The sequence below is a fragment of the Comamonas sp. wu1-DMT genome, from assembly GCF_040187805.1.
Lineage (GTDB): Bacteria > Pseudomonadota > Gammaproteobacteria > Burkholderiales > Burkholderiaceae_C > Comamonas > Comamonas thiooxydans.
In genome coordinates this window covers 41,427-62,973 of the sequence record NZ_JBANEM010000012.1, presented here as the reverse complement: position 1 = coordinate 62,973, position 21,547 = coordinate 41,427, and the positions used below count along the sequence as shown (strand labels likewise).

Here is a 21,547-nt window from a genome sequence, read left to right as displayed (position 1 = left end):
CCGCGACAGGTGGGCGCAGCGCCAGGCCATGCAGCAGGTCGGAAGGCAGGGCGGGGGGGGGTGTTGGCCGTGTTCATGGCTGGACCCCGCCCGCACTTGAAGATGGAACGCCGGAGGGCGCCTGCAGCGCGGCCCGTTCCGCACGCAGCTGCACGGCGCGCAGGGCCGCCTGCATGATTTCCACATGCGTGCCGCAGCGGCACAGGTTGTGGTGCAGCTCGTTGCGCAGCTCCTGCTCGGTGGGGTTCGGGTTGCGACGCAACAAGGCCTCCACCGTCATGATCATGCCATTGAGACAGTAGCCACACTGGGCGGCCTGACAGTCAATGAAGGCCTGCTGCGTGGTGCCCGGACACTGGCGCGATCCCAGGCCTTCCAGCGTGGTCACTTCTCGGCCCACTGCCGCCTTCACGGGAATCACGCAGGAACGCGCGGCCACACCGTCGATCAGCACCGTGCAGGCGCCGCACTCACCCAGGCCGCAGCCGTATTTGGGCCCGTTCAGCTCCAGGTCATTGCGCAGCACATGCAGCAGCGCCGTCCCTGGCGCGGCCGGCACCTCGCATGCGCGTGCATTGACCTGCAGGAGGATGAGGTGAGAGGGACTGCTTGAATGAACTGGGATTCCCATGGGACGAGGCTCTTGCAACTGCGGTTCAGGATGTCGGCGTTCTGCTGCCAGACGGGAGAGGGATATCTACCCCCTGTCCGGCAGGGCAGCGAGTATCAGGCAGCGGCCTTGACCCTGGGTTCGACCAGGGGCACGTTGAACACGTCGTAGCCGAAGCACCAGGACGGATCTTCGTTGGTGCGCAGCCAGGTGTTGTCGTGCGAGATGCGCTGCACCTTGCTGGCGCGCTCGGCACGGTTGGCCTCATACAGCGCGAAGGCCAGCTCATGGTTGTGCGCACCGACTTCCTTGAGGCAGCGCGCCAGCATGGCGCCGTCCTCGATGGCCATGGCCGCGCCCTGGGCCATGTGGGGCTTCATGGGATGGCAGGCATCACCCAGCAGCACCAGACGACCACGGCTCCACAGCGGCAGCGGGTCGCGCTCCAGCAGCGACCATTTGGTCACTTCCACGGTGGCGTCGATCAGCGCCTGCACCGTAGGGTGCCAGCCCGAGAAGGCCTCGCGCATCTCTTCCTTGCTGCTGGGCAGCCAGCGGTCGTCGAGGTCCCACTTTTCGACCGGAACGCCGGTCACGTAGTACAGCTCGTCGGCCTTGCCGGTGACGAAGTAGGTCATCATGTGGCGGTCATCGCTCCACCACTTCACGCAGGCATCGAAGGGCAGCATGCCGGCCTTGACTTCGGGCGTGGGGAATACGGCGCGATGGGCCAGGTAGCCGGCGTACTTGGGCAGCTCGGGGCCCAGCAGCTCTTCGCGGATGCGGGAGTTCACGCCATCGGCACCGATGACGATGTCGGCCTCTTCGGTCGAGCCATCCGCGAAGTGCATGAGCACCACATTGCCCCGATCCTCCACCTTGGTCAGGAACTTGCCATAGGCCATCACGCTGTCGGGCAAGGCCTCGATCAGCAGCGCATGAAAGTCGCCGCGGTGCACGGTGAGGTAGCTGGCGCCGTATTCCTTGACGGCGTAGTCGCCCAGCGGGATCTGGGCCAGCACGTCGCCCGTCTGCCAGTGGCGGCTGTACCAGTAGTCTGGGTGGGAGCCCTGCTCGTTGAGCGCGTCCTCAATGCCGATGCGACGCAGGATCTTCATCACATTGGGACCGACGTGGATGCCGGCTCCCAGACGAGAGAAGCTGGGCGCCTGCTCATAGACGCGGACATTGAAGCCTTCCTGGAGCAGCAGCTTGGCAGCAGCGGCCCCGCCGAGACCGGCACCGACAACGGCGATTCGAGGGGATTGGGACACAGTTTTTCTCCTTGCAGGAATGTTGAAAGCCAGACGGGGCAACCGTTGCTTCGGCGCGTCCATAAATGCTTGAGAGCAGGAAGCGTGCCAGGCAACAAAACATTTAATTCAGGTGTATGCGCTTAAATTTCCAAAATCACGCATGCACCATGGAGCGGCAGAATAAATTGGAATTCAACATTTTTGGTGCAAATTTCGCACCAAATAAGTACAAACACCGAGAAAAATCTCATTTGCAAGTCGGCATATCTTTTGCAAGAATAAAGCGTACACACTCATTTGATTCTGATCAGAAACCCTCAAAACTCTGCAAAGGCAAGTCATGACCCAAACGTTCCGCATCGGCCAGATCGTCCCCAGCTCCAACACCACCATGGAGACCGAAGTGCCGGCCATGCTGCAGGCCCATTCCACGCTGCGCCCCCAGGACCGCTTCACCTTCCACTCCAGCCGCATGCGCATGAAGAAAGTGGTGAAGGAAGAACTGGCCGCCATGGATGCCGAAAGCGACCGCTGCGCACTGGAGCTGAGCGATGCGCGCGTGGACGTTCTGGGTTATGCCTGCCTCGTGGCCATCATGGCCATGGGCCACGGCTACCACCGCGTCTCGCAGGCCCGACTGACCGAGCGCACGGCCAGCAACGGCGCCACCGCGCCCGTAATAACCAGCGCGGGTGCGCTGGTGGAGGCGCTGAAGGTCATGGGCGCCAAGAAGATCGCCCTGGTCGCCCCCTACATGGTCCCCCTGACCGAGCTGGTCAAGAACTACATCGCCGCCGAAGGCTTCGAGGTGGTGGACTGGCGTGCGCTGGAAATCCCCGACAACCTCGACGTGGGCCGCCACGACCCCTCCAAACTACCCGGCATCGTGGCGGACATGAACTACGCCGACGCCGACGTGATCGTGCTGTCGGCCTGCGTGCAAATGCCCTCGCTGCCGGCCGTGGCCCAGGTCGAGGCCGAAACCGGCAAACCCGTGCTGACCGCCTCCATCGCCACCACCTACGCCATCCTCAAGGAGCTAGGCCTCGACCCCGTGGTACCGGGCGCAGGTGCGCTGCTGTCGGGTGCTTACCCCTACGACACGGCGGCCAAGGCCTAAGGAGAAACCGCATGACCAGCACGCTTCTCTACGGCGGCAACGTCCACTCCAACGGCATACGCCAGCACTATCTGCGCTACGGCGGCGCCGACGGCGAGCGCGCGCAACGCGACGCCGTCATCCTGATCCCCGGCATCACCAGCCCGGCCGTGACATGGGGCTTCGTGGCCGAGCACCTGGGCCGCCAGTTCGACACCTATGTGCTGGACGTGCGCGGCCGTGGCTTGTCCTCATCCGGCCCGGGCCTGGACTATGGACTCGATGCCCAGGCCGCCGACGTGACCGCCTTCGCCCAGGCTCTGGGACTGCCGCGCTGGGCGTTGGTCGGCCACTCCATGGGCGGACGTATTGCCGTGCGCGCCGCGCGCAGCCAGCCGACCGGGCTCACGCGCCTGGTCATCGTCGATCCGCCGGTGTCCGGCCCGGGCCGCCGCGCCTACCCGGCCACCCTGCCCTGGTATGTGGACTCCATCCGCCAGGCCACGTTGGGCATGGACGCCGAAGCCATGCGCGCCTTCTGCCCCACCTGGACAGAAGAGCAGCGCCAGTTGCGTGCCCAATGGCTGCACACCTGCCATGAGCCTGCCATCGTGCAGAGCTTCGAGGACTTCGGCCGCGACGACATCCATGCCGATCTGCCTCGCATCCTGCACCCGCTGCTGCTGGTCACGGCCGAGCGCGGCGACGTGGTACGCGGTGAGGACGTGACTGAGTGGCAGGGCCTGGCACCCCAGACCGAGCATGTGCGCGTACCCGCTGCCGGCCACATGATTCCCTGGGACAACGAGGCCGGGTTCTATGAGGCCCTGGGCGATTTCCTGGGTGCACGGGTGGACTGAATGCCCGCCCGCCGCCCCTTCCCTTTCATCGCGACACCAAGGAGCCGACCATGTCCGTCAGCGATATCGATCTGATCCACGCCTGGAAGCAGGTGCTCACGCTGTCCCGTCTCGAAGCCGGCCAGACCGTCACCGTGCTCACGGGCGCCGACACGCACCCGCAGACGCTGCGCTGCGCCATCGCTGCCTCCAGCGAAATGGGCGCACGCGTCAATCGCCTGGACTTGCCGCCCGTCAACGCCGAAAAGTCGCTGAGCCGCGACTCCCTGGCCTACCTGGGCACGACTCCGCTGACCGGCAACCCCGCCGCCATCGCCGCACTCAAGGCCAGCGACCTGGTGCTGGACCTGATGACCCTGCTGTTCTCACCCGAGCAGCACGAGATCCTGCAGACCGGCACCAAGATCCTGCTGGCTGTGGAGCCGCCCGAGGTGCTGTGCCGCATGGTGCCCACCGAGGGCGACCGCGCGCGCGTGCAGGCCGCGTCCAAGCGCATCGAGGCGGCCGGGCAGATGCACATTAGCTCAGCTGCGGGCACCGACCTGCGCTGCCGCCTGGGCAGCTTCCCCGCCATCTGCGAATACGGCTTCGTGGATCAGCCCGGCCGCTGGGACCATTGGCCCAGCGGTTTCGTGCTGACCTGGCCCGACGAGGGCGAAAGCAACGGCCGTGTGATCCTGGACCGGGGCGACATCCTTCTGCCCATGAAGGACTACGTGACCGAGCCCATCGAGTTGGTCATCGAAAAGGGCTATGTCACGCGCATCGGCGGCGGCCTTCAGGCGGACATCCTCAAGGAGTACATGGCCTCCTACGAGGACCCCGAGGCCTATGCCGTCTCGCACATCGGCTGGGGCCTGCAGCCACGCGCCCACTGGTCCATGCTGGCCCACTACAACAAGGAAACCCACATCGGCATGGACGCGCGTGCCTTCGAGGGCAACTTCCTGTGGTCCATGGGCCCCAACAACGAGGCAGGGGGTAGTCGTACTACGGCCTGCCACATCGACATTCCCATGCGCCATTGCACGGTGACCCTGGACGGCATGCCCACAGTCATTCACGGCGTGGTGCAGGACGAGGAAGGACTGGCGCGCGCCGCCAAAAGGTTCAAGCTTGGAAAGGACATCGCATGACAGCCACCACCTTGCCGACCACCGGCACCCAGAGCATCCCCACCGAGGGCGTGCAGGGCGACATCTCTGCCTACGCCCGCCAGGGCTTCGGCACGCCGCTGCCGCTGAAGGCGCCCTTCGGCCTACTCATCATCGACTTCGTCAACGGCTTTGCCGACCCGACCGTATTCGGCGGGGGCAACATCCCCGAAGCCATCGCCCAGACGCAGCAGCTGCTGACCCATGCGCGCGATCGCGGCTGGCCCGTGGCCCACAGCCGCATCGTGTTCTCGGACGACGATGCCGACCACAACATCTTCTGCCTGAAGGTGCCGGGCATGCTGACACTCAAGGAAGACAGCCATGAGAGCGCCATCGTCCCCGAGCTAGCCCCCGCAACGGGCGAGTACGTGGTGCGCAAGAGCACGCCATCGGCCTTCTTCGGCACCATGCTCGCGCCCTGGCTGGCCCAGCGCGGCGTGCAGACCCTGGTGGTGGCTGGCTGCGTGACCAGCGGCTGCGTGCGAGCCAGCGTGGTCGATGCCATGCAGTCGGGCTTTCGCCCGCTGGTGGTGACCGACTGCTGCGGCGACCGCGCCCAGGGCCCGCACGAGGCCAACCTGTTCGACATGGCCCAGAAGTACGCGGCGGTGATGCCGCTGAGTCAAGCCATCGCCGATACCGACGCTCTCGCCGCAGGCTGATCCCACCGCGCCAACGTGCCTATGGTGCCGGCCCTGCACAGCAGGCCCCAGAGTGCATAACATGCACCCGGCATGCCTGCATGGCCTGCCAGCGAAGAACACCACCCCATGAACCTGCCCCAGCCCCAAGCCCTGCACGCGCAGCTGCTCACGCGCGCCGACACCCTGCTCGTGGTGCGCCAGCCAGTGGCGCCGCCGCGCCCTGCGCCCGGCCAGCCCGGCACGGCCACCGACTACGTGCAGTCCACCCCCGAAATCTTCGTCGCCGTGCTGGCCGACGAAGATGCACCGCAGGGCTGGCGCACCCTGGCCTTCAATGGCCATGTGGACCTGGGCACGGGCATACGCACGGCGCTGGCGCAGATCGTGGCCGAGGAACTGGAAGTGCCGCTGGACCGCCTGGACATGGTGCTGGGTCATACGGCTGCCGCCCCCAACCAGGGGCCGACCATTGCCAGTGCCAGCATCCAGATCTCGGCCGTGCCGTTGCGCCGCGCGGCCGCCCAGGCGCGCGAGCAACTGCTCGCGCTTGCTGCACGTCAATGGAATGTGGCCGCAGACCATCTGCAGGCGCGCGAAGGCCTGGTGCGCTTTGCCGATGGCAGCGATGCCCGCCAGCTCGACTATGGCGAGCTGCTGCGCGGCCAGCAACTGCAGCTGCAACTGGCGCCCTCCGAGCAGGATGTGAAGCTAAAGCCTGCCAGCGACTACCGGCTGGTGGGCCGAGGCGCAGCGCGCGTGGACATTCCCGCCAAGGCCACGGGCGAGCTCAGCTTTGTCCACGATGTGCGCGTGCCGGGCATGCGCCATGGCCGCGTGATCCGCCCACCGCATCCGGGCCGCGACGGCGGCGACTTCATCGGCCGCTGCCTGGTGACCGTGAACCACGACTCCGTGGCACACCTGCCCGGCAATGTGCAGGTCGTCACCGAAGGCGATTTTGTCGGCGTGGTCGCTGACCGCGAGGAACAGGCCATTGCCGCCATGCGCGCGCTGCGCGTGCAATGGAAGGCCGTGCCGGCCGCGCCAGATCTGTCCGACCTCACCTCGGCCATCCGCGCCAATCCGGCCCAGCAGCGCGCCCTGGTCGATCAGGGCCCGGTGGATGACGCCTTCGCCGGCGCAACCACCGTGCTGCGCCGCAGCTATGTCTGGCCCTACCAGATGCATGCATCCATTGGCCCATCCTGCGCCGTGGCAGATTTCAGCGAGGGCCGGCTCAAGCTCTGGGCAGGCACGCAGAACCCCCACATGCTGCGCACCGACCTGGACCGACTGCTGCAACTGAGCGAAGAGCGCATCGAGATCGTTCGCCTGGAAGCCGCAGGCTGCTATGGCCGCAACTGCGCCGACGATGTCTGCGCCGACGCCGCCCTGCTGTCCATGGCCGTGGGTGCGCCAGTGCGCGTGCAGCTCACACGCGAGCAGGAACACCAGTGGGAACCCAAGGGCACAGCCCAGCTCATGGACGTGAGCGCGGCCATCGACGCCCGGGGCGAACTGCAGGCCTACGACTTTTCCGTGCGCTACCCATCCAACGACGCACCACTGCTGGCCCTGCTGCTCACGGGCCGCATCCCGGGCCAGCCGCGCACGCTGGAGATGGGCGACCGCACGGCCGTGCCGCCCTACCGCTACGCCAGTCAGCGCATCACCTGCCATGACATGGCGCCCATCGTGCGTTCGTCCTGGCTGCGCGGCGTCTCGGCCCTACCCAACTCCTTTGCCCATGACTGCATGATCGACGAGCTGGCCCATGCAGCCAATGCAGACCCCGTGGACTACCGCGTTCGCAATCTGGACGACACGCGCGCCATCGAGCTGATCGAGGCCACGGCCCACCACGCAGGTTGGCAGCAAAATCACACGGGAAGCCGGGGCCGGCCCGGCGCCGACGGCATGCTGCACGGGCGCGGCGTGGCCTATGCGCGCTACATCCACAGCCGCTTTCCCGGCTTTGGTGCAGCCTGGGCCGCCTGGGTCATCGACATCACCGTGGACCCCACCAGCGGACGCATCGCCGTGCAACGCCTAGTCGTGGGCCAGGACACGGGAATGATGGTCAATCCCGATGGCGTACGTCATCAGATCCACGGCAACGTCATACAGACGCTGAGCCGCAGCCTGATGGAAAAGGTGGCTTTCAACGACCATGGCGTGGCCAGCCGCGAATGGGGTGGCTACCCCATCATCGGCTTCCGCGATCTGCCGCCCATCGAAGTGGTGCTAATGCCCCGCCAGGAGGAACCACCCATGGGCGCAGGCGAATCAGCCTCGGTGCCAGGACCCGCCGCCCTGGCCAATGCATTGTTCGATGCCACGGGCCGGCGGTTCTATGCGGCCCCGTTCACACCCGATGCGGTGCGTGCCGTGCTCCACGCCACGCCCCCATGCGGACAGGACAGGCCCGCCTGATCACGTTTACTCCTTCAGAGCACCCGCGTGCCGCAGGCACTGCAAGCGCCACTCGGCATCAGCCTGCAGCTCCAGCGCTGCCAACAGAGCCCGCGTGGGCGCCATACCCTGTTGAGTCATGAAGCCTATAGGAGTGACCAGCTCGGGCGATCGCAGCGGCCGTGCGATCAGACCCGGCATGTGACGCACCGTGGCCACCATGGCGCCTGGCAGCACGGTGACCATGGCACCTCCATCCCCTGGGATACTCTCGGCCACGGCCATGACCAGGCTCAGCACGGAATTCGTTTCCATGGCGGGCAGCACCTCGCGCTGCACGGTAGCGAAGGCCTCGTCGATTACCGTGCGGTTGTGCATGTCGGGCGTGAGCAGGCAAAGCGGTAGGGCTGCCACCTCGCTCCAGGCGATTTCGGGCCCAAAAGCAAAGGGGCGGCTGTCGCACTGTGTATCCCGGCACAGCAGATAGTAATGTTCCTGGTACTGCAGCCAGGACTGCAGGCGCGGGCCACGCCGCGGCAGTCTGGCGCTGTATCCCAAAGCCAGGTCCAGGGACAGATCCTCGAGTCCGGTTTCTATCTCGGCCGAACTCATGGACAGCACCACGGGCATGATGCCGGGATGCCGCTGACGCAGCATGGCTGCGAAGCGCGTGAGCATGGGCATAGCCGTTGGCACGGCTGCCATGTGCAACTGGCCGCGCAGTGCTCCTGCGGCAGCACTCAGTTCCTGGCGCAAACTTTCCTCTGCGCGCAGCATGGCCAGGGCCGTAGTCAGCACCTGCTCGCCCTCGGGCGTGAAACCCGCAAACGACCGCCCCCTGCGCACGATGACGGCACCGAACTCATCCTCCAGCGCCTTGAGCGCATTGGATAGTGCAGGCTGCGTGATATGGCATGCCTGCGCCGCCCTTGCGAAATGGCGGTGCTCATTGAGCGCCACCAGATAACGCATGGAGGTCAGAAGGTTCATCAGGTATTGCTGCTAACCGTGATCGTGGGGAACTTGCTGGAGAAGTCCTTGGCCTTGAGAGCCACCTTCACGGCCAGATCGCGCGCCACCTTTTTGTAGACCTGTGCGGCTTCACTCTCGGGCTCGGCCACCACCGTGGGCTTGCCGCTGTCGGCCTGCAGGCGGATCTGCAGCGACAGGGGCAGTGCCCCCAGATAGTCGATGTTCTGCTCGCCGGCCATCTTCTTGCCGCCGTCGGCGCCAAAGATATGCTCGACGTGGCCACAGTTGGTGCAGACATGGGCAGCCATGTTTTCGACCAGGCCGAGAATCGGCACACCGACCTTCTCGAACATCTGAATGCCCTTCTTGGCATCGATCAGGGCGATGTCCTGGGGCGTGGTCACCACCACGGCACCCGTCATGGGCACGCGCTGGGACAGCGTCAGCTGGATGTCGCCGGTTCCGGGCGGCATGTCGACCAGCAGATAGTCCAGATCCTTCCAGTTGGTCTGGCGCAGCATCTGCTCCAGGGCCTGGGTGGCCATGGGGCCGCGCCAGATCATGGCCTGGTCGTTGTTGACCAGCAGACCGATGGACATGACCTGCACGCCATGGTTCTCCAGCGGCTCCATGGTCTTGCCGTCATGGCTTTCGGGCTTGCCCGAAACACCCATCATCATGGGCTGGCTGGGGCCGTAGATGTCGGCGTCCAGAATGCCCACGCGGGCACCTTCGGCGGCCAGCGCCAGCGCCAGATTGGCCGTGGTCGTGCTCTTGCCCACGCCGCCCTTGCCGGACGAGATGGCGATGATGTTCTTCACGCCGGGCAGCAGCTGCACGCCACGCTGCACGGCATGCGAGGCCACCTTGGTGGTGATGTTGACCGAGACATTGCCCACGCCGGCCACCGTCCTGGCCGCAGCGATGAACTGGCTGCGCAGCGCAGGCTGCAGGCTCTGGGCCGGATAGCCCATCTCCACATCGAACGAGACGTCGTCACCGGCAATCTGCAGATTGCGCAGGGCGCGCGTGCTCACAAAGTCCTTGCCAGTGTGCGGATCAAGCACGGTGGCCAGCGCGCTCAGAAGCGCTTGTTCTGTAACAGCCATTGGATTTAGTTTTCCAGAGGTTTCTTCAATGAGGGATAGTCTAGCGAAGCTGTCCAACCCCTGTGCACAGGAGACAATGCAGCCCTTTGCCCAAGATTTGAGAGACAGCCCGTGAAATTGAAGATGGCCGAAAATTCCCTGTTTGCAGTCCTGATGCGCTCACGCTGGTGGATCAGCTTTGCGATCTGCGCTGCGGTGGTGCTGGTGTCGCTGGCGGTGTTCCCCAAGGACATTTCGCCTTTTGCCGCTTTGGGAGCCTTCCCGTTCTTCGTCGTCGGCTGCATTGCCTGCTATAGGCAGCTGCGGGCCCCCAGCCCGGCCAGGCTGGAGCAGATTCAGCAGGTGATCGCCGAGCAGTCCTGGGCCGACTTCAGCGCACAGTTGCAGACTGCCTGGCAAGCCGAAGGCTATGAGGTTCAGCGCCTGAACCAGGCCGGCGCCGACCTGCTGCTGACGCGCAACGGCCAGACCAGCGTGGTCGGCGCGCGCCGCTGGAAAGCCGCCGCCCATGGCGTGGAGCCGCTGCGCGAGCTGCAGGCCGCACAACACAAGCTCAAAGCCGATCTCTGCGTTTACGTGGCTCTGCAGCCTCTGGGCGAAAATGCCGCCAGCTGGGCCGCGCAGAATCAATTGGTGGTGCTGGATGCCAAGTCCATCGCCACGCTGATTGCCAAGAACCAGAAAAAGAGCTGACGGCCGCCGCAGACTGTCACCAGGGCCGCCGCCGGCCCGCTCGATGGCCCGGCCCACCTACCGCCCGCGGCCCAATCCGGGCACACTGCAGCCATGGCGGCAGTGCAGTTCTCTCCCACCCTCCCATCCAGTCTTGCCGAAGCAGAGCGGCAGAGCTCCATAGGCCCTAGCTCCAGCATCGGGCAGACCGGCCTGTTGCTCAGCGGCGGCGGCGCCCGGGCTGCCTACCAGGTCGGCGTGCTGGCCGCCATCGCCGAGCTGCGCCGCGCTCGCGGTCTGCAGCATGGCCCCAATCCCTTTCCAGTGCTTGCAGGCACATCGGCAGGCGCCATCAATGTCGCAGCCCTGGCGTGCCATGCCGATGCCTTTGACAGCGCAGTGCGGCGCATGCTGCATGTCTGGGGCCATATGCATACCGAGCAAATCTACAAGGCCGACTCGCTCAGCGTGCTGCGCAGCGGCGCACGCTGGCTGACGCTGTTGTCGCTGGGCTGGGCGCTGGCCCGCTGGAGCCGCATGCGCCCGCGCTCGCTGCTGGACAATGCTCCGCTCAAAACCCTGATGAACAGCGGCCTCATGCCTTTCGAGCGCATCCCACAACTCATCGACAGCGGTCATCTGCACGCCCTGGCCATTACCGCATCCAGCTACAGCAGCGGTCAGCACATCACTTTCTTTCAGACTCGCGAGGCCTTGAGCCCCTGGGTGCGCGACCAGCGCAAGGCCGTGCAGACCCTGCTGACCGCCGATCACCTGCTGGCCTCGTCGGCCCTGCCCTTCATATTTCCAGCCATGCCGCTGCCCATGGACGGACATCTCGAGCATTTCGGCGACGGCTCCATGCGCCAGACTGCGCCCCTGGCACCAGCGATTCATCTGGGCGCCAGCAAACTGCTGGTCGTCGGCGCGGGCAGACGCCACGAGCCTGTGAGCAGCCAGCCCCAGGTCGATGCCAGCTATCCCACTCTGGCCCAGGTGGCCGGGCACGCGCTGTCCAGCATTTTTCTGGACACGCTGGCTGTGGACATAGAGCGTGCCGAACGCATCAATCACACGCTGAGCCTGATTTCACCGGCAGAGCGCATTCACAGCCGGCTGCGCCCTATCGAGGTACTGGCCATCACCCCCAGCGAGCGCATCGACGATATTGCCACACGCCACATCGACAAGCTGCCGCGGCCGGTGCGCACCCTGCTGGCCACGCTGGGCGTGCGCGCAGGCACGGGCAACCCCATGCGTGACGGCGCGCTGGCCAGCTACCTGCTGTTTGAGCAAGGCTATACCCGTGAACTGATAGCACTGGGCCGCAAAGACGCACTGGCTCGAAGTGAGGAGCTGTGCGCCTTTCTGGGTTGGCCTCAAGAATGTAACAAATGTTAATGATGCGAAAGGAGCCAGGCAAATGATGCGTGAGACACTTTGCATGACCTTCATCATCTTTCCGGCAATCGCCTAGTGACTCCATCCCCACAGCCCATCCGCGCTTCCAAATCGCTCAAGCTCTCGCTGATCCTGCCTTTTGTTGCACTGATTGCGCTGCTGACATCGGCCCTGGGCATGCTCTGGTACTGGACGGGCAGCAACACGGTGTCTGCCTTGTCCGAGCAGGTGATGGAAGAGAAGGCCGAGCGTATCGCGCTGATCGTGGATCGTCACCTGCACCCGTCCAGCGCCGTGCTGGAGGCTGCGTTTCCCAGCGGCCAGCCCGTAGCAGCCGATATCCGCGAACATATTCCCGACCTGATCTCCCGGCTGTGGGTGGCGACCTCGCTGCATACCCGGCCCAATGACTATGTGTACTACGCCAATATCGCGGGCCAGGGCATTGCTCTCAAGCGAGTGGCTCCAGAACTGGGCCAGTTGCGCCTCAAGACTCAGTCCGGCGAGCACCGCAGCTACTTCAAGGTCGCCAGCATGCATGCCGAGCCGATCTATGAATCCACCGAAACCAATCTGTTCGAGCCGCGCCAGCGCCCCTGGTTCAAGCTTGCGGCGGAGTCGGCCGATGTGATCTGGACTCCTGCCTATATCGACTTCAGCGCCAAGGACCTGGTGCTCACTCGCGCACGCCGCATTCTCTCCAGCAAGGGCAGCCTAGAGGGGGTGATTGCCACTGATATTTCGCTGCGCGCACTCAATGAATTCGTCAACCAGTTGCATCTGAGCGAACATGGCCGCGCCTTCATCATCGAGGCCGACGGCTCCCTGATCGCCGCCACCGGCATGCCCAACATCCACCGGCGCGAAGACGGCAAGCTGGAGCGCATGAGCGCCGCCAACAGCCAGGACCCGCTGATTCAGGCGGTGTACGACAAAATCCAGGGCGCCTTCCAGTCCTCGCTGTCCAGCGACGGCCCCGGCACGGCCCTGCTCGAAGATGACAGGCACAACCATATTCGCATTGCCTACCGTCGCCTGAGCAATGGAGCCGGTCAGGACTGGATGGCCGTGGTGGCCGTGCCGCACAAGGACATGCTGGCCGGCGTCTACCGCCATATGGCCCTGGTGGGCAGCCTGGGCTTGCTGGCCCTGGTCGTGGCCGTCGTCATCGGCACCCGCATCTTCGGCGCCGTGGCCAACGATATGCGCTCGCTGACCCGCGCCGTGCGCCGCGTGGGCCTGGGCGAAATCGACACGCCGATCGAAGTGCAGCGCCGCGATGAAATTGGCGAGCTGGCCCACAATTTCCACCGCATGCGCCACAGCCTGTTCACCGATCCACTGACCGGGGCCAGCAACCGCAGCGCACTGCAGCATATTCTGACCACACTCACCCGCCCCCTGCCCGGCCAGAGCATGGCCGCCCCGTTTGCCCTGCTGTTTGTGGACCTGGATCGCTTCAAGCCGCTCAATGACCGCTGGGGCCATGACAACGGCGATCTGGCACTGGCCGAGATCAGCCTGCGCCTGCGCAATCTGCTGCGCCCCGATGACGTCGTGGCGCGTCTGGGCGGTGACGAGTTCATCCTCATCCTGCGCGGCGTCAGCGACGAGGAGCAGGTACAGGCCGTGCGCCTGAAGATAGAGCATGCGCTGCAGCAACCGCTGGGCACGCTGCAAGGCATTCCCGAGGGCGAAGCCGTGACCGTGGGCGCATCCGTGGGACAAGCCCTGTATCCCAGGGATGCCCAGGATGCGCAAAGCCTGCTCAAGGTGGCCGACCAGGACATGTATCGCAACAAAAGGCCTTCGGTGGGCTGAGCGCAGCCTCGGCTATCGCTTCCAATTTTGAAGCTGCTTACGCCTTATATTCATAGAATTACCATTCTTTTCAGCTTAAAAGCAATATGTGCATTATGTAATTAGCTATAAAAAGCAAAGCGAATGCCGTTCCTGAACGAACTCGGCGGGTGCCGCCGCAAAACCCGCGCCCGCAGCCTGGTGCCAAGCCCTTCTAGAATGACGGGTTCTCTGTGAAAGCTGTTTCCTCATGACCGCACGCAAACTATTCGTCACCACCGCCCTGCCGTACGCCAACGGCAACTTCCACATCGGCCACATCATGGAATACATCCAGGCCGACACCTGGGTGCGTGCGCAGCGAATGCAGGGCAATGCGGTCAACTTCGTGGGTGCCGACGACGCCCACGGCGCGCCCATCATGATTGCCGCCGAAAAGGCTGGCAAGACGCCCCAGCAGTTCGTGGCCGACATCGCCGCCGGCCGCAAGCAGTACCTCGACGGCTTCCACATCGCCTTCGACAACTGGAGCAACACCGACAGCGCCGAAAACCACGAGTTGTCCAAGCAGATCTACCTGGACCTGAAGAAGGCCGGCTTCATCGAAACCCGCACCATCGAGCAGTTCTTCGATCCCGAGAAGAACATGTTCCTGCCCGACCGCTTCATCAAGGGCGAATGCCCGCGCTGCCACGCCAAGGACCAGTACGGCGACAACTGCGAAGTCTGCAGCTCGGTCTACGCGCCCACCGACCTCATCAACCCATTCTCGGCCCTGTCGGGAGCCACGCCGGTGATGAAGTCGTCCGAGCATTTCTTCTTCAAGCTCTCGGACCCGCGCGCCGTGGAGTTCCTGACCGAGTGGACGCAGAACGGCAAGCATGTGCAGCCCGAAGTGGCGGCCAAGATCAAGGAATGGTTCGGCGTGCGCACCAACCCCGACGGATCGACCAGCGAAGGCCTGGACGACTGGGATATCAGCCGCGACGCGCCCTATTTCGGCATCGAGATTCCCGACGCTCCAGGCAAGTACTTCTATGTCTGGCTGGATGCGCCCGTGGGCTATCTGGCATCGCTCAAGGAACTGCTCAACCGACGCGGCGAAGACTACGACGCCTATATGGCCGACCCCGACCTGGAGCAGTACCACTTCATCGGCAAGGACATCATCACCTTCCACACCCTGTTCTGGCCTGCGATGCTCAAGTTCAGCGGCCGCAAGACGCCGACCAGGATCTGCGTGCACGGCTTCATGACCGTGAACAACGGCGAGAAGATGAGCAAGAGCCGCGGCACCGGCCTCGACCCGCTCAAGTACCTGTCGCTCAAGATGAATCCCGAGTGGCTGCGCTACTACCTGGGCGCCAAGCTCAACGGCAAGAACGAAGACATCGACTTCAATCCCGAAGACTTCATGCTGCGCGTCAACTCCGATCTGATCGGCAAGTACGTGAACATCGCTTCGCGCGCCGCAGGCTTCATCAGCAAGCGCTTTGACGGCAGGCTGGGTCAGGTAAGCGAAGACGGCCAGGCCCTGCTGGACGCGCTGCGCGAGCAGCAAGCCGCCATCGTCGCCGCCTACGAGTCCCGCGACAGCGCCCGCGCCGCGCGCGAGATCATGCTGCTGTGCGACAAGGTCAACAGCTATGTGGACGCCAACAAGCCCTGGGAACTGGCCAAGAAGGAAGGCATGGATGCGCGATTGCACGATGTGTGCACGACCTGCATCGAAGCCTTCCGCATCCTGACCATCTACCTGAGCCCCATCCTGCCCGGCGTGGCCGCCGAAGTGGCCCGATTCCTCATCGTGCCGCCCGAGAGCTTTGCCGACGTGGTCAAACCCCTGGGCGCAGGCCACCAGATCGGCATCTACCAGCATCTGATGCAGCGCGTCGATCCCAAGCAGCTCGAAGCCCTGTTCGAAGCGCCATCTTCTGCAGGTTCGGGCCAGGCCGCCCCCGCCACCGAACCCGCCAAGGCCGAGAAGAAGGCTGCCAAGAAGGCCGAGCCCGTGATCGACCCCAATGCCCCCGGCGGCGAGCCGCTGGCCGAGACCATCAGCATCGACGACTTTGCCAAGGTCGATCTGCGCATCGCCAGGATTCTGGAATGCAAGACGGTGGAAGGCTCGACCAAGCTGCTGCAGCTGACGCTGGACGTGGGCGAGAAGGACGAAAACGGCCAGCCCAGGACCCGCAATGTGTTCAGCGGCATCAGCAGCATGTACCAGCCTGAGCAGCTGCAGGGCAAGCTGACGGTGATGGTGGCCAATCTGGCTCCGCGCAAGATGAAGTTCGGACTGTCCGAAGGCATGGTGCTGGCCGCCAGCCATGCCGACGAGAAAGCCCACCCCGGCATCTATGTGCTGGAGCCCTTCCCCGGCGCCATGCCCGGCATGCGGATTCATTGATCCTATGCCCCCTCCTGAGTCGCCTTCGGCGCCTTCCCCCTGGGGGGACGACAGCCTCGCTGCGGGGCGGCGGGGCCGCCTTAGGCCCTTGCTCGCTGTCCCCGAGCTGGGCTCTGCCCTTTGCATGCTCCGCAAACCCTCGCGCTTCCTGGCCCTGGGGGCTTTTTGCTTCAGCCTGACGCTCTCGGGCTGCACCGTGATCGCCGTCACCGGCACTGCCATCAGCGTGACGGCCGGGGCCGTGGGTCTGGCCGCCGATGCCGCCATCGGCACGGCCAAGATCGTGGGCAAGGGCGTGGGCAAGGCCGCTGACGCCTTGATGGATGAGGACCAGCCCGATGCCAGCGGCGTGAATATTCGCTACCGCGATCCGTCGGCTACCGCTCCCGCAGCGGCAGAAATGCCGGCAACGTCCGCCAATACCACGCCTTCCGCGCCCTCTGACGGAATGCCGCCGCAAAACTGACGAATCACCCGTACCCTTTCACAGGAAACCGCATTGCGCTATACATCAGATAGCGCAATGCGGTTTTTTGATGCCCTGGCGCGCACCCGCAAGCACAAGCGCAGCGCATAACTAAATAACCAATAACTTCCTGTTACACCACCGGGATATTGAGCTTGTCAGAGCCGGTCCGCTTCCTAGAATCCGACTCCATCGGCTCTGCCTGCTCCGCCCCTGCCCAGAAGAATGCTCGACATTCGCCACACATAACAAAGGCCGCGCACATTCAGGCATCGAGGTCATAAATCCCCCACGCGGCCTTGCGTGGGGACAACGGGAGGCCCCATGCGATCGAAACCCTTGCTCACTTCAGCGCGCCCTGCGCTATGGCTGGCTTTTGCCCTGGCAGCGCCGCTGCCCAGCCTGGCCAACCCTGCCGCCACCTCCTTGCGTGTGCAGGATGTGGCCGTGCTGGCTGCCAGCTGCGCCAACTGCCACGGCCCGGACGGCCGCTCCACGGGCGTCATTCCCCAGCTGCGCGGCCTGCCTGAGGCCCATCTGCTGCAGCGCCTGCAGGCCTTCAAGGCCGGCACCGCCAAGGACGCCACCGTCATGACCCGTCTGGCCAAGGGCTACGACGATGAGCAACTCAAAGCGCTGGCCCAGTGGTTCAGCAAGAAGGGCCAGTAAATGCAGATCAATCGTCGTCAAATTCTCGGCGGTGCCGCCGCCGGCGCAGCCAGCTTCGCCATGCCCGCCATCGTGCAGGCCAAGGCAGCCTCGGCCCATGTGGTCGTGATCGGCGGCGGCTTTGGCGGAGCCACGGCCGCGCGCTATCTGCGCCAGTTCGCGCCGCATATCCAGGTCACGCTGGTGGAGCCGGCCGAGCGCTTCTATACCTGCCCCTTCTCCAATCTGTACCTGGCCGGCCTGCGCAGCTGGGACAGCATAGGCCACGGTTACGGCGGTCTGCGCAAGGCCGGCGTGAACGTGGTCCATGCACGTGCCGACCAGGTCCTGACCGACTCCAGGCGCGTGCTGCTGTCCAACGGTCAGGCGCTGAGCTATGACAAGCTGGTGCTCTCGCCCGGCATCGATATGCGCTGGAATGCACTGGAGGGCTATGACGAGGCGGCTTCCCAGCTCGCCCCCCATGCCTGGAAGGCCGGTGCGCAGACCCAGCTGCTCAAGAAGCAGCTCGAAGCCATGCCCGACGGCGGCAAGTTCGTGATGGTCATTCCTGCCAACCCTTTCCGCTGCCCGCCCGGCCCCTACGAGCGCGCCGCCATGGTGGCGCACTACCTCAAGAAGCACAAACCCCGCTCCAAGATTTTGCTGCTGGACGACAAGGATGCCTTCTCCAAGCAAGGTCTGTTCATCCAGGGCTGGAAGGCGCTCTACGGCGACATGATCGAATGGGTCAAGCAGGCCGATGACGGCAAGGTCACGCGCGTGGATGCCAGGAACCTGGAAGTGGAAACTGCGTTCGGCACCAGGCACAAGGCCGATGTGCTCAACGTCATCCCGCCCCAGAAGGCCGGCTTTATCGCCGACCGCGCCGGCGTAACCAATGCCAGTGGCTGGGTGCCCGTCAAGCCCGAGTCCTTTGAGTCCACTCAGGTCCAGCATGTCTATGTGCTGGGCGACGCCACGATTGCCGCGCCCATGCCCAAGTCCGGCTTTGCCGCCAATACACAAGGCAAGGTGGCCGCTGCTGCGATTGCCGCCGAGCTGAGCGGCCAGCCCCTGCCTGCGGCGGCCTTTGCCAACACCTGCTACAGCCTGATCGGCGCCGACTACGGCATCTCCGTGGCCGGCGTCTACCGCACGGCAGCGGGCAAGCTGATCGAGGTGCCAGACTCCGGCGGCGTGAGTCCCTTGAACGGCGATGCCGCCTTCCGCAAGGCCGAGGCCGACTACGGCGCAGCCTGGTACAAGGCGATCAGCGCGGATATCTGGGGTGGTTGACTAGAGGCATCCCCCTGAGGCGCTAACGCGCCTTCCCCCTTCTCTCGTTGCGCTTCGCTTGCGGGAAGGGGGACGCTGGCTTTGCTGCGGGGCGGCCCTTGCTCGCCAGCCCGAGCGAAAGTTCACGCTTCATGCGCTGGATGCGAATCTCTGCCACCCGCCCTCCTCTGCTTTATTGAACGACTGATATGTTGTTGTGGTCTGTTTTTTTGCTAGGCATGGCCTTCGGCGTCGCCGCGCGGCTGGGGCGTTTCTGTCTGCTGCGCGGCCTGCGCCAGCAAATGGGGCTGGATACCGAAGTCGCGGCGGGCCAGGCACCTGCATTGCAGGCCTTTGCCCTGGCCTTGGCCGTGGCCTTGCTGGCCTCGCAGGGGCTGCAGGCTCTGGGAATGCTCGATCTGAGCCAGGCCGCCATTGCGCGGCCCAGCTTTTCCATGGCTGGCGTGCTGATTGGTGGTTTGCTGTTTGGCATCGGCATGGTGCTGGCACGCGCCTGCGGAGCACGCTCTCTGGTGCTGCTGGCGGGAGGCAATCTGCGCTCTCTGGTCACCCTGGTGTTTCTGGCGCTGGGCGCACAACTGGCCATGACGGGTGTGCTGACGCCTCTGCGCCTGTGGCTGCAGGCCCTCACCCCCCTCACTCTGGCCCAGGCCACCTTGCCCGCCTATCTGTCTTCCCTGAATACATGGCTGCTGACGCTTGGGCTGGCCTTGCTGCTGCTGGCCTACGCCCTGCTGCGTCCCGGCCTGCGTCAAAGCCGCTTGCAGTGGGGCAGTGCGTTGCTCATAGGCCTGCTGGTGGCTGCCGGCTGGTGGCTGACTGCGCATATCGGGGTCGATGAGTTCGAGCCGGCCCGCCTCACCTCGCTGAGCTTCATCGGCCCGATCGCCGAGACCCTGCTCTATCTGCAACTGTCCGTGGGCCGCGAGCCCGGCATAGGCCTGGCGCTGACGGCTGGCGTGCTCGCCGGCGCATTTCTCGCAGCCTTTGGCAGTCGCACGGCACGCTGGGAAGGCTTTGACTCCACCAGCCGGCTGGCTGCCAGCGCCGGTGGCGGCCTGCTGATGGGCATTGGCGGCGTGCTGGCCGCAGGCTGCTCCATAGGCCAGGGGCTGAGCGGGCTGTCCACGCTGTCGCTGGCCAGCTTTGCGGCCGTTGCCGGCATCCTGCTCGGAGCGCTTCTCAGCCTGCGCCTGCTGCGCCAGCAATAGCGCTGGCTTCGCTTGGGTATTCACCTCCGGATCAGGACCTGCTCCTAGAATCTCCAGCCACCAGCTCTGCTTGTGCCGCGTGTCGGCTGAGAGGCAATCCCATCGCGCTGCGCCCAAGCTTGCTTCCCTCCCCCGAATCCAAGGCCTGAATCAGGCCCCATTCCCATTACAGGAGCAATGCTCATGCAACGTCGCCATTTCCTCTGGACTCCGCCCGCACTCGCCCTGGGCGCCGCTGCCGGCCCGGCAATGGCTGCACCCGCCATCATCAGCAGCCAGTCGCCCATCCTGCCGCGCAAGGGCAAGGGGCCGCGTATCGTGATCTGCGGCGGCGGCTGGGGCGGCCTCACGGCGGCACGCTATCTGCGCGAGCTGATTCCCGCTTCCGACGTCGTGCTGCTGGAGCGCAATCCGACCTTCTGGTCCGGCCCCATGAGCAATAAGTGGCTGGTGGACATAGTTGGCACGGACTTCGTGAACCGCGACATGCTGCACCCTGCCAACAAATACGGCTACACGCTGCTGCAGACCGAAGTCACGGGTTTCGAGCGCGACAAAAAGCTGGTGCGCACGGCCCATGGCCTGATCGAGTACGACTTCCTGATTCTCTCGGGCGGCATTCGCAACGATTACGAGGCCTGGTTCGGCAACGACCAGCACGCCATCGAGTACACGCGCACGCATTTCCCCAACGCCTACATCCCCAACCAGGAGATGCTCTCGCTCAAGAGCAAGGTCAAGAACTTCAAGGGCGGCACGCTGGTGATGACGCTGCCGCCGCCACCGCATCGCTGCCCGCCCTCGCCCTATGAGCGCGCCTGCCTGATCGCCTGGCACATCAAGAAGAACAAGATTCCCGGCAAGATCCTGATCCTCGACCCCAAGCCCAAGATCGCCCCCATCGGCGTGGGCTACAAGCAGGCTTTCGAAGAGTTGTACGCAGACATCATCACCCATGTGCCCAATGCCGGCGTCAAGGAAGTGGACCCCTTCAACAAGCAGATCAAGACCGCTGCGGGCGACTTCAAGTTCGACGACGCCATCCTCATGCCGCCCCACCAGGCCGCCGACATGGTCTGGAAGGCAGACCTGATAGGCAAGGATGCGGCCACCGGCAAGCCCACGGGCTGGGCCGATATGCATAACCGCCTGTTCCATGCCAGGAGCGACGACCGCGTCTACTTTGTGGGCGATCTGATGGGCGCGATCTCGCCCCAGTTCGGCCACTATCCCAAGAGCGGCCATGTGGCCAACTACATCGGCAAGATCGTCGCCCGGAACATTGCCGAGCGCGTGGCCGGCAAGGAGGTCGTGGCCCGGCTGCCCGACAACCTCTGCTACATGATGGTCAACGGCGACCCTCAGGAGGAAATTTCGGTGAAGTTCGAATACGAGGTGGACGCCAGCGGCCAGGTCAACCAGACCCAGATCGACATGGATGTGCGCACCTCCGATCTGGTCAAGGAAGACTTTGCCTGGATCAACGGCAAGTTCGGTGATTTCTTGGGCACTTAAATCTCC

General features: G+C 64.6%; 18 protein-coding genes. 14 read left to right on the top strand and 4 right to left on the bottom strand.

Going from position 1 to position 21,547, the window contains the following annotated elements; translation table 11 throughout:
• Positions 1-73: 73 nt before the first annotated feature.
• Together V8Z78_RS17410 and V8Z78_RS17405 are read right to left on the bottom strand one after the other, a co-directional pair.
• Positions 74-631, bottom strand: a complete 558-nt coding sequence (locus tag V8Z78_RS17410) for a (2Fe-2S)-binding protein (protein WP_034362124.1) — start codon at positions 629-631, stop codon at positions 74-76.
• A gap of 95 nt (positions 632-726) precedes the next feature.
• The gene (locus V8Z78_RS17405) at positions 727-1,884 is read right to left on the bottom strand and encodes an FAD-dependent monooxygenase (RefSeq protein WP_003065846.1); all 1,158 of its coding nucleotides are present in this window, start codon (positions 1,882-1,884) and stop codon (positions 727-729) included.
• A gap of 322 nt (positions 1,885-2,206) precedes the next feature.
• Here V8Z78_RS17405 and V8Z78_RS17400 point away from each other — a divergent pair, with 322 nt between their 5' ends.
• From V8Z78_RS17400 to V8Z78_RS17380, 5 genes are all read left to right on the top strand, one after another.
• Positions 2,207-2,986 (top strand): maleate cis-trans isomerase family protein, encoded by a 780-nt coding sequence (locus V8Z78_RS17400; RefSeq protein WP_003065844.1) that lies wholly within the window; start codon positions 2,207-2,209, stop codon positions 2,984-2,986.
• Positions 2,987-2,997: 11 nt separating this feature from the next.
• Positions 2,998-3,825 (top strand): alpha/beta fold hydrolase, encoded by an 828-nt coding sequence (locus V8Z78_RS17395; protein WP_003065841.1) that lies wholly within the window; start codon positions 2,998-3,000, stop codon positions 3,823-3,825.
• A 50-nt stretch (positions 3,826-3,875) separates the two neighbouring features.
• Positions 3,876-4,961: a 2,5-dihydroxypyridine 5,6-dioxygenase NicX family protein gene (locus V8Z78_RS17390; protein WP_148748158.1), complete on the top strand. Its 1,086-nt coding sequence runs from the start codon at positions 3,876-3,878 to the stop codon at positions 4,959-4,961.
• Positions 4,958-5,644 (top strand): N-carbamoylsarcosine amidohydrolase, encoded by a 687-nt coding sequence (locus V8Z78_RS17385; RefSeq protein WP_003065837.1) that lies wholly within the window; start codon positions 4,958-4,960, stop codon positions 5,642-5,644. Before V8Z78_RS17390 ends, V8Z78_RS17385 begins: the two co-directional genes overlap by 4 nt.
• Before the next feature lie 108 nt (positions 5,645-5,752).
• Entirely contained in the window at positions 5,753-8,059 is a 2,307-nt protein-coding gene (locus V8Z78_RS17380; RefSeq protein ID WP_148748166.1) for a xanthine dehydrogenase family protein molybdopterin-binding subunit, read from the top strand.
• Between the two features lie 6 nt (positions 8,060-8,065).
• On the opposite strand, the gene V8Z78_RS17375 is transcribed toward V8Z78_RS17380, so the two are convergent.
• Positions 8,066-9,028, bottom strand: coding sequence for a LysR family transcriptional regulator (locus V8Z78_RS17375; protein WP_148748159.1), 963 nt, complete (start codon positions 9,026-9,028; stop codon positions 8,066-8,068).
• A complete protein-coding gene (apbC, locus tag V8Z78_RS17370; protein ID WP_003065831.1) occupies positions 9,028-10,119 on the bottom strand; it encodes an iron-sulfur cluster carrier protein ApbC in 1,092 nt (363 codons plus the stop codon). Before apbC ends, V8Z78_RS17375 begins: the two co-directional genes overlap by 1 nt.
• Positions 10,120-10,242: 123 nt before the next feature.
• Here apbC and V8Z78_RS17365 point away from each other — a divergent pair, with 123 nt between their 5' ends.
• The 9 genes from V8Z78_RS17365 to V8Z78_RS17325 all read left to right on the top strand — a co-directional run bounded on the left by V8Z78_RS17365 (position 10,243) and on the right by V8Z78_RS17325 (position 21,541).
• The gene (locus V8Z78_RS17365) at positions 10,243-10,812 is read left to right on the top strand and encodes a restriction endonuclease (protein WP_053284206.1); all 570 of its coding nucleotides are present in this window, start codon (positions 10,243-10,245) and stop codon (positions 10,810-10,812) included.
• Between the two features lie 93 nt (positions 10,813-10,905).
• Positions 10,906-12,192 carry a patatin-like phospholipase family protein gene (locus V8Z78_RS17360; protein WP_012839626.1) on the top strand — a complete coding sequence of 429 codons (1,287 nt, stop codon included), beginning with the start codon at positions 10,906-10,908 and terminating at the stop codon, positions 12,190-12,192.
• A 75-nt stretch (positions 12,193-12,267) separates the two neighbouring features.
• Entirely contained in the window at positions 12,268-14,013 is a 1,746-nt protein-coding gene (locus V8Z78_RS17355; protein WP_003065827.1) for a sensor domain-containing diguanylate cyclase, read from the top strand.
• 229 nt (positions 14,014-14,242) lie between these two features.
• Entirely contained in the window at positions 14,243-16,402 is a 2,160-nt protein-coding gene (gene metG, locus V8Z78_RS17350) for a methionine--tRNA ligase (RefSeq protein WP_057093322.1), read from the top strand.
• Between the two features lie 124 nt (positions 16,403-16,526).
• Entirely contained in the window at positions 16,527-16,868 is a 342-nt protein-coding gene (locus tag V8Z78_RS17345; RefSeq protein ID WP_057093325.1) for a hypothetical protein, read from the top strand.
• A 339-nt stretch (positions 16,869-17,207) separates the two neighbouring features.
• Positions 17,208-17,537 carry a c-type cytochrome gene (locus tag V8Z78_RS17340; protein ID WP_003065819.1) on the top strand — a complete coding sequence of 110 codons (330 nt, stop codon included), beginning with the start codon at positions 17,208-17,210 and terminating at the stop codon, positions 17,535-17,537.
• Positions 17,538-18,815: an NAD(P)/FAD-dependent oxidoreductase gene (locus V8Z78_RS17335; protein WP_003065818.1), complete on the top strand. Its 1,278-nt coding sequence runs from the start codon at positions 17,538-17,540 to the stop codon at positions 18,813-18,815.
• Between the two features lie 188 nt (positions 18,816-19,003).
• Positions 19,004-20,026 carry a YeeE/YedE family protein gene (locus V8Z78_RS17330; protein WP_057093328.1) on the top strand — a complete coding sequence of 341 codons (1,023 nt, stop codon included), beginning with the start codon at positions 19,004-19,006 and terminating at the stop codon, positions 20,024-20,026.
• Positions 20,027-20,209: 183 nt separating this feature from the next.
• Positions 20,210-21,541, top strand: a complete 1,332-nt coding sequence (locus V8Z78_RS17325; RefSeq protein ID WP_003065814.1) for an FAD-dependent oxidoreductase — start codon at positions 20,210-20,212, stop codon at positions 21,539-21,541.
• Positions 21,542-21,547 lie beyond the last annotated feature (6 nt).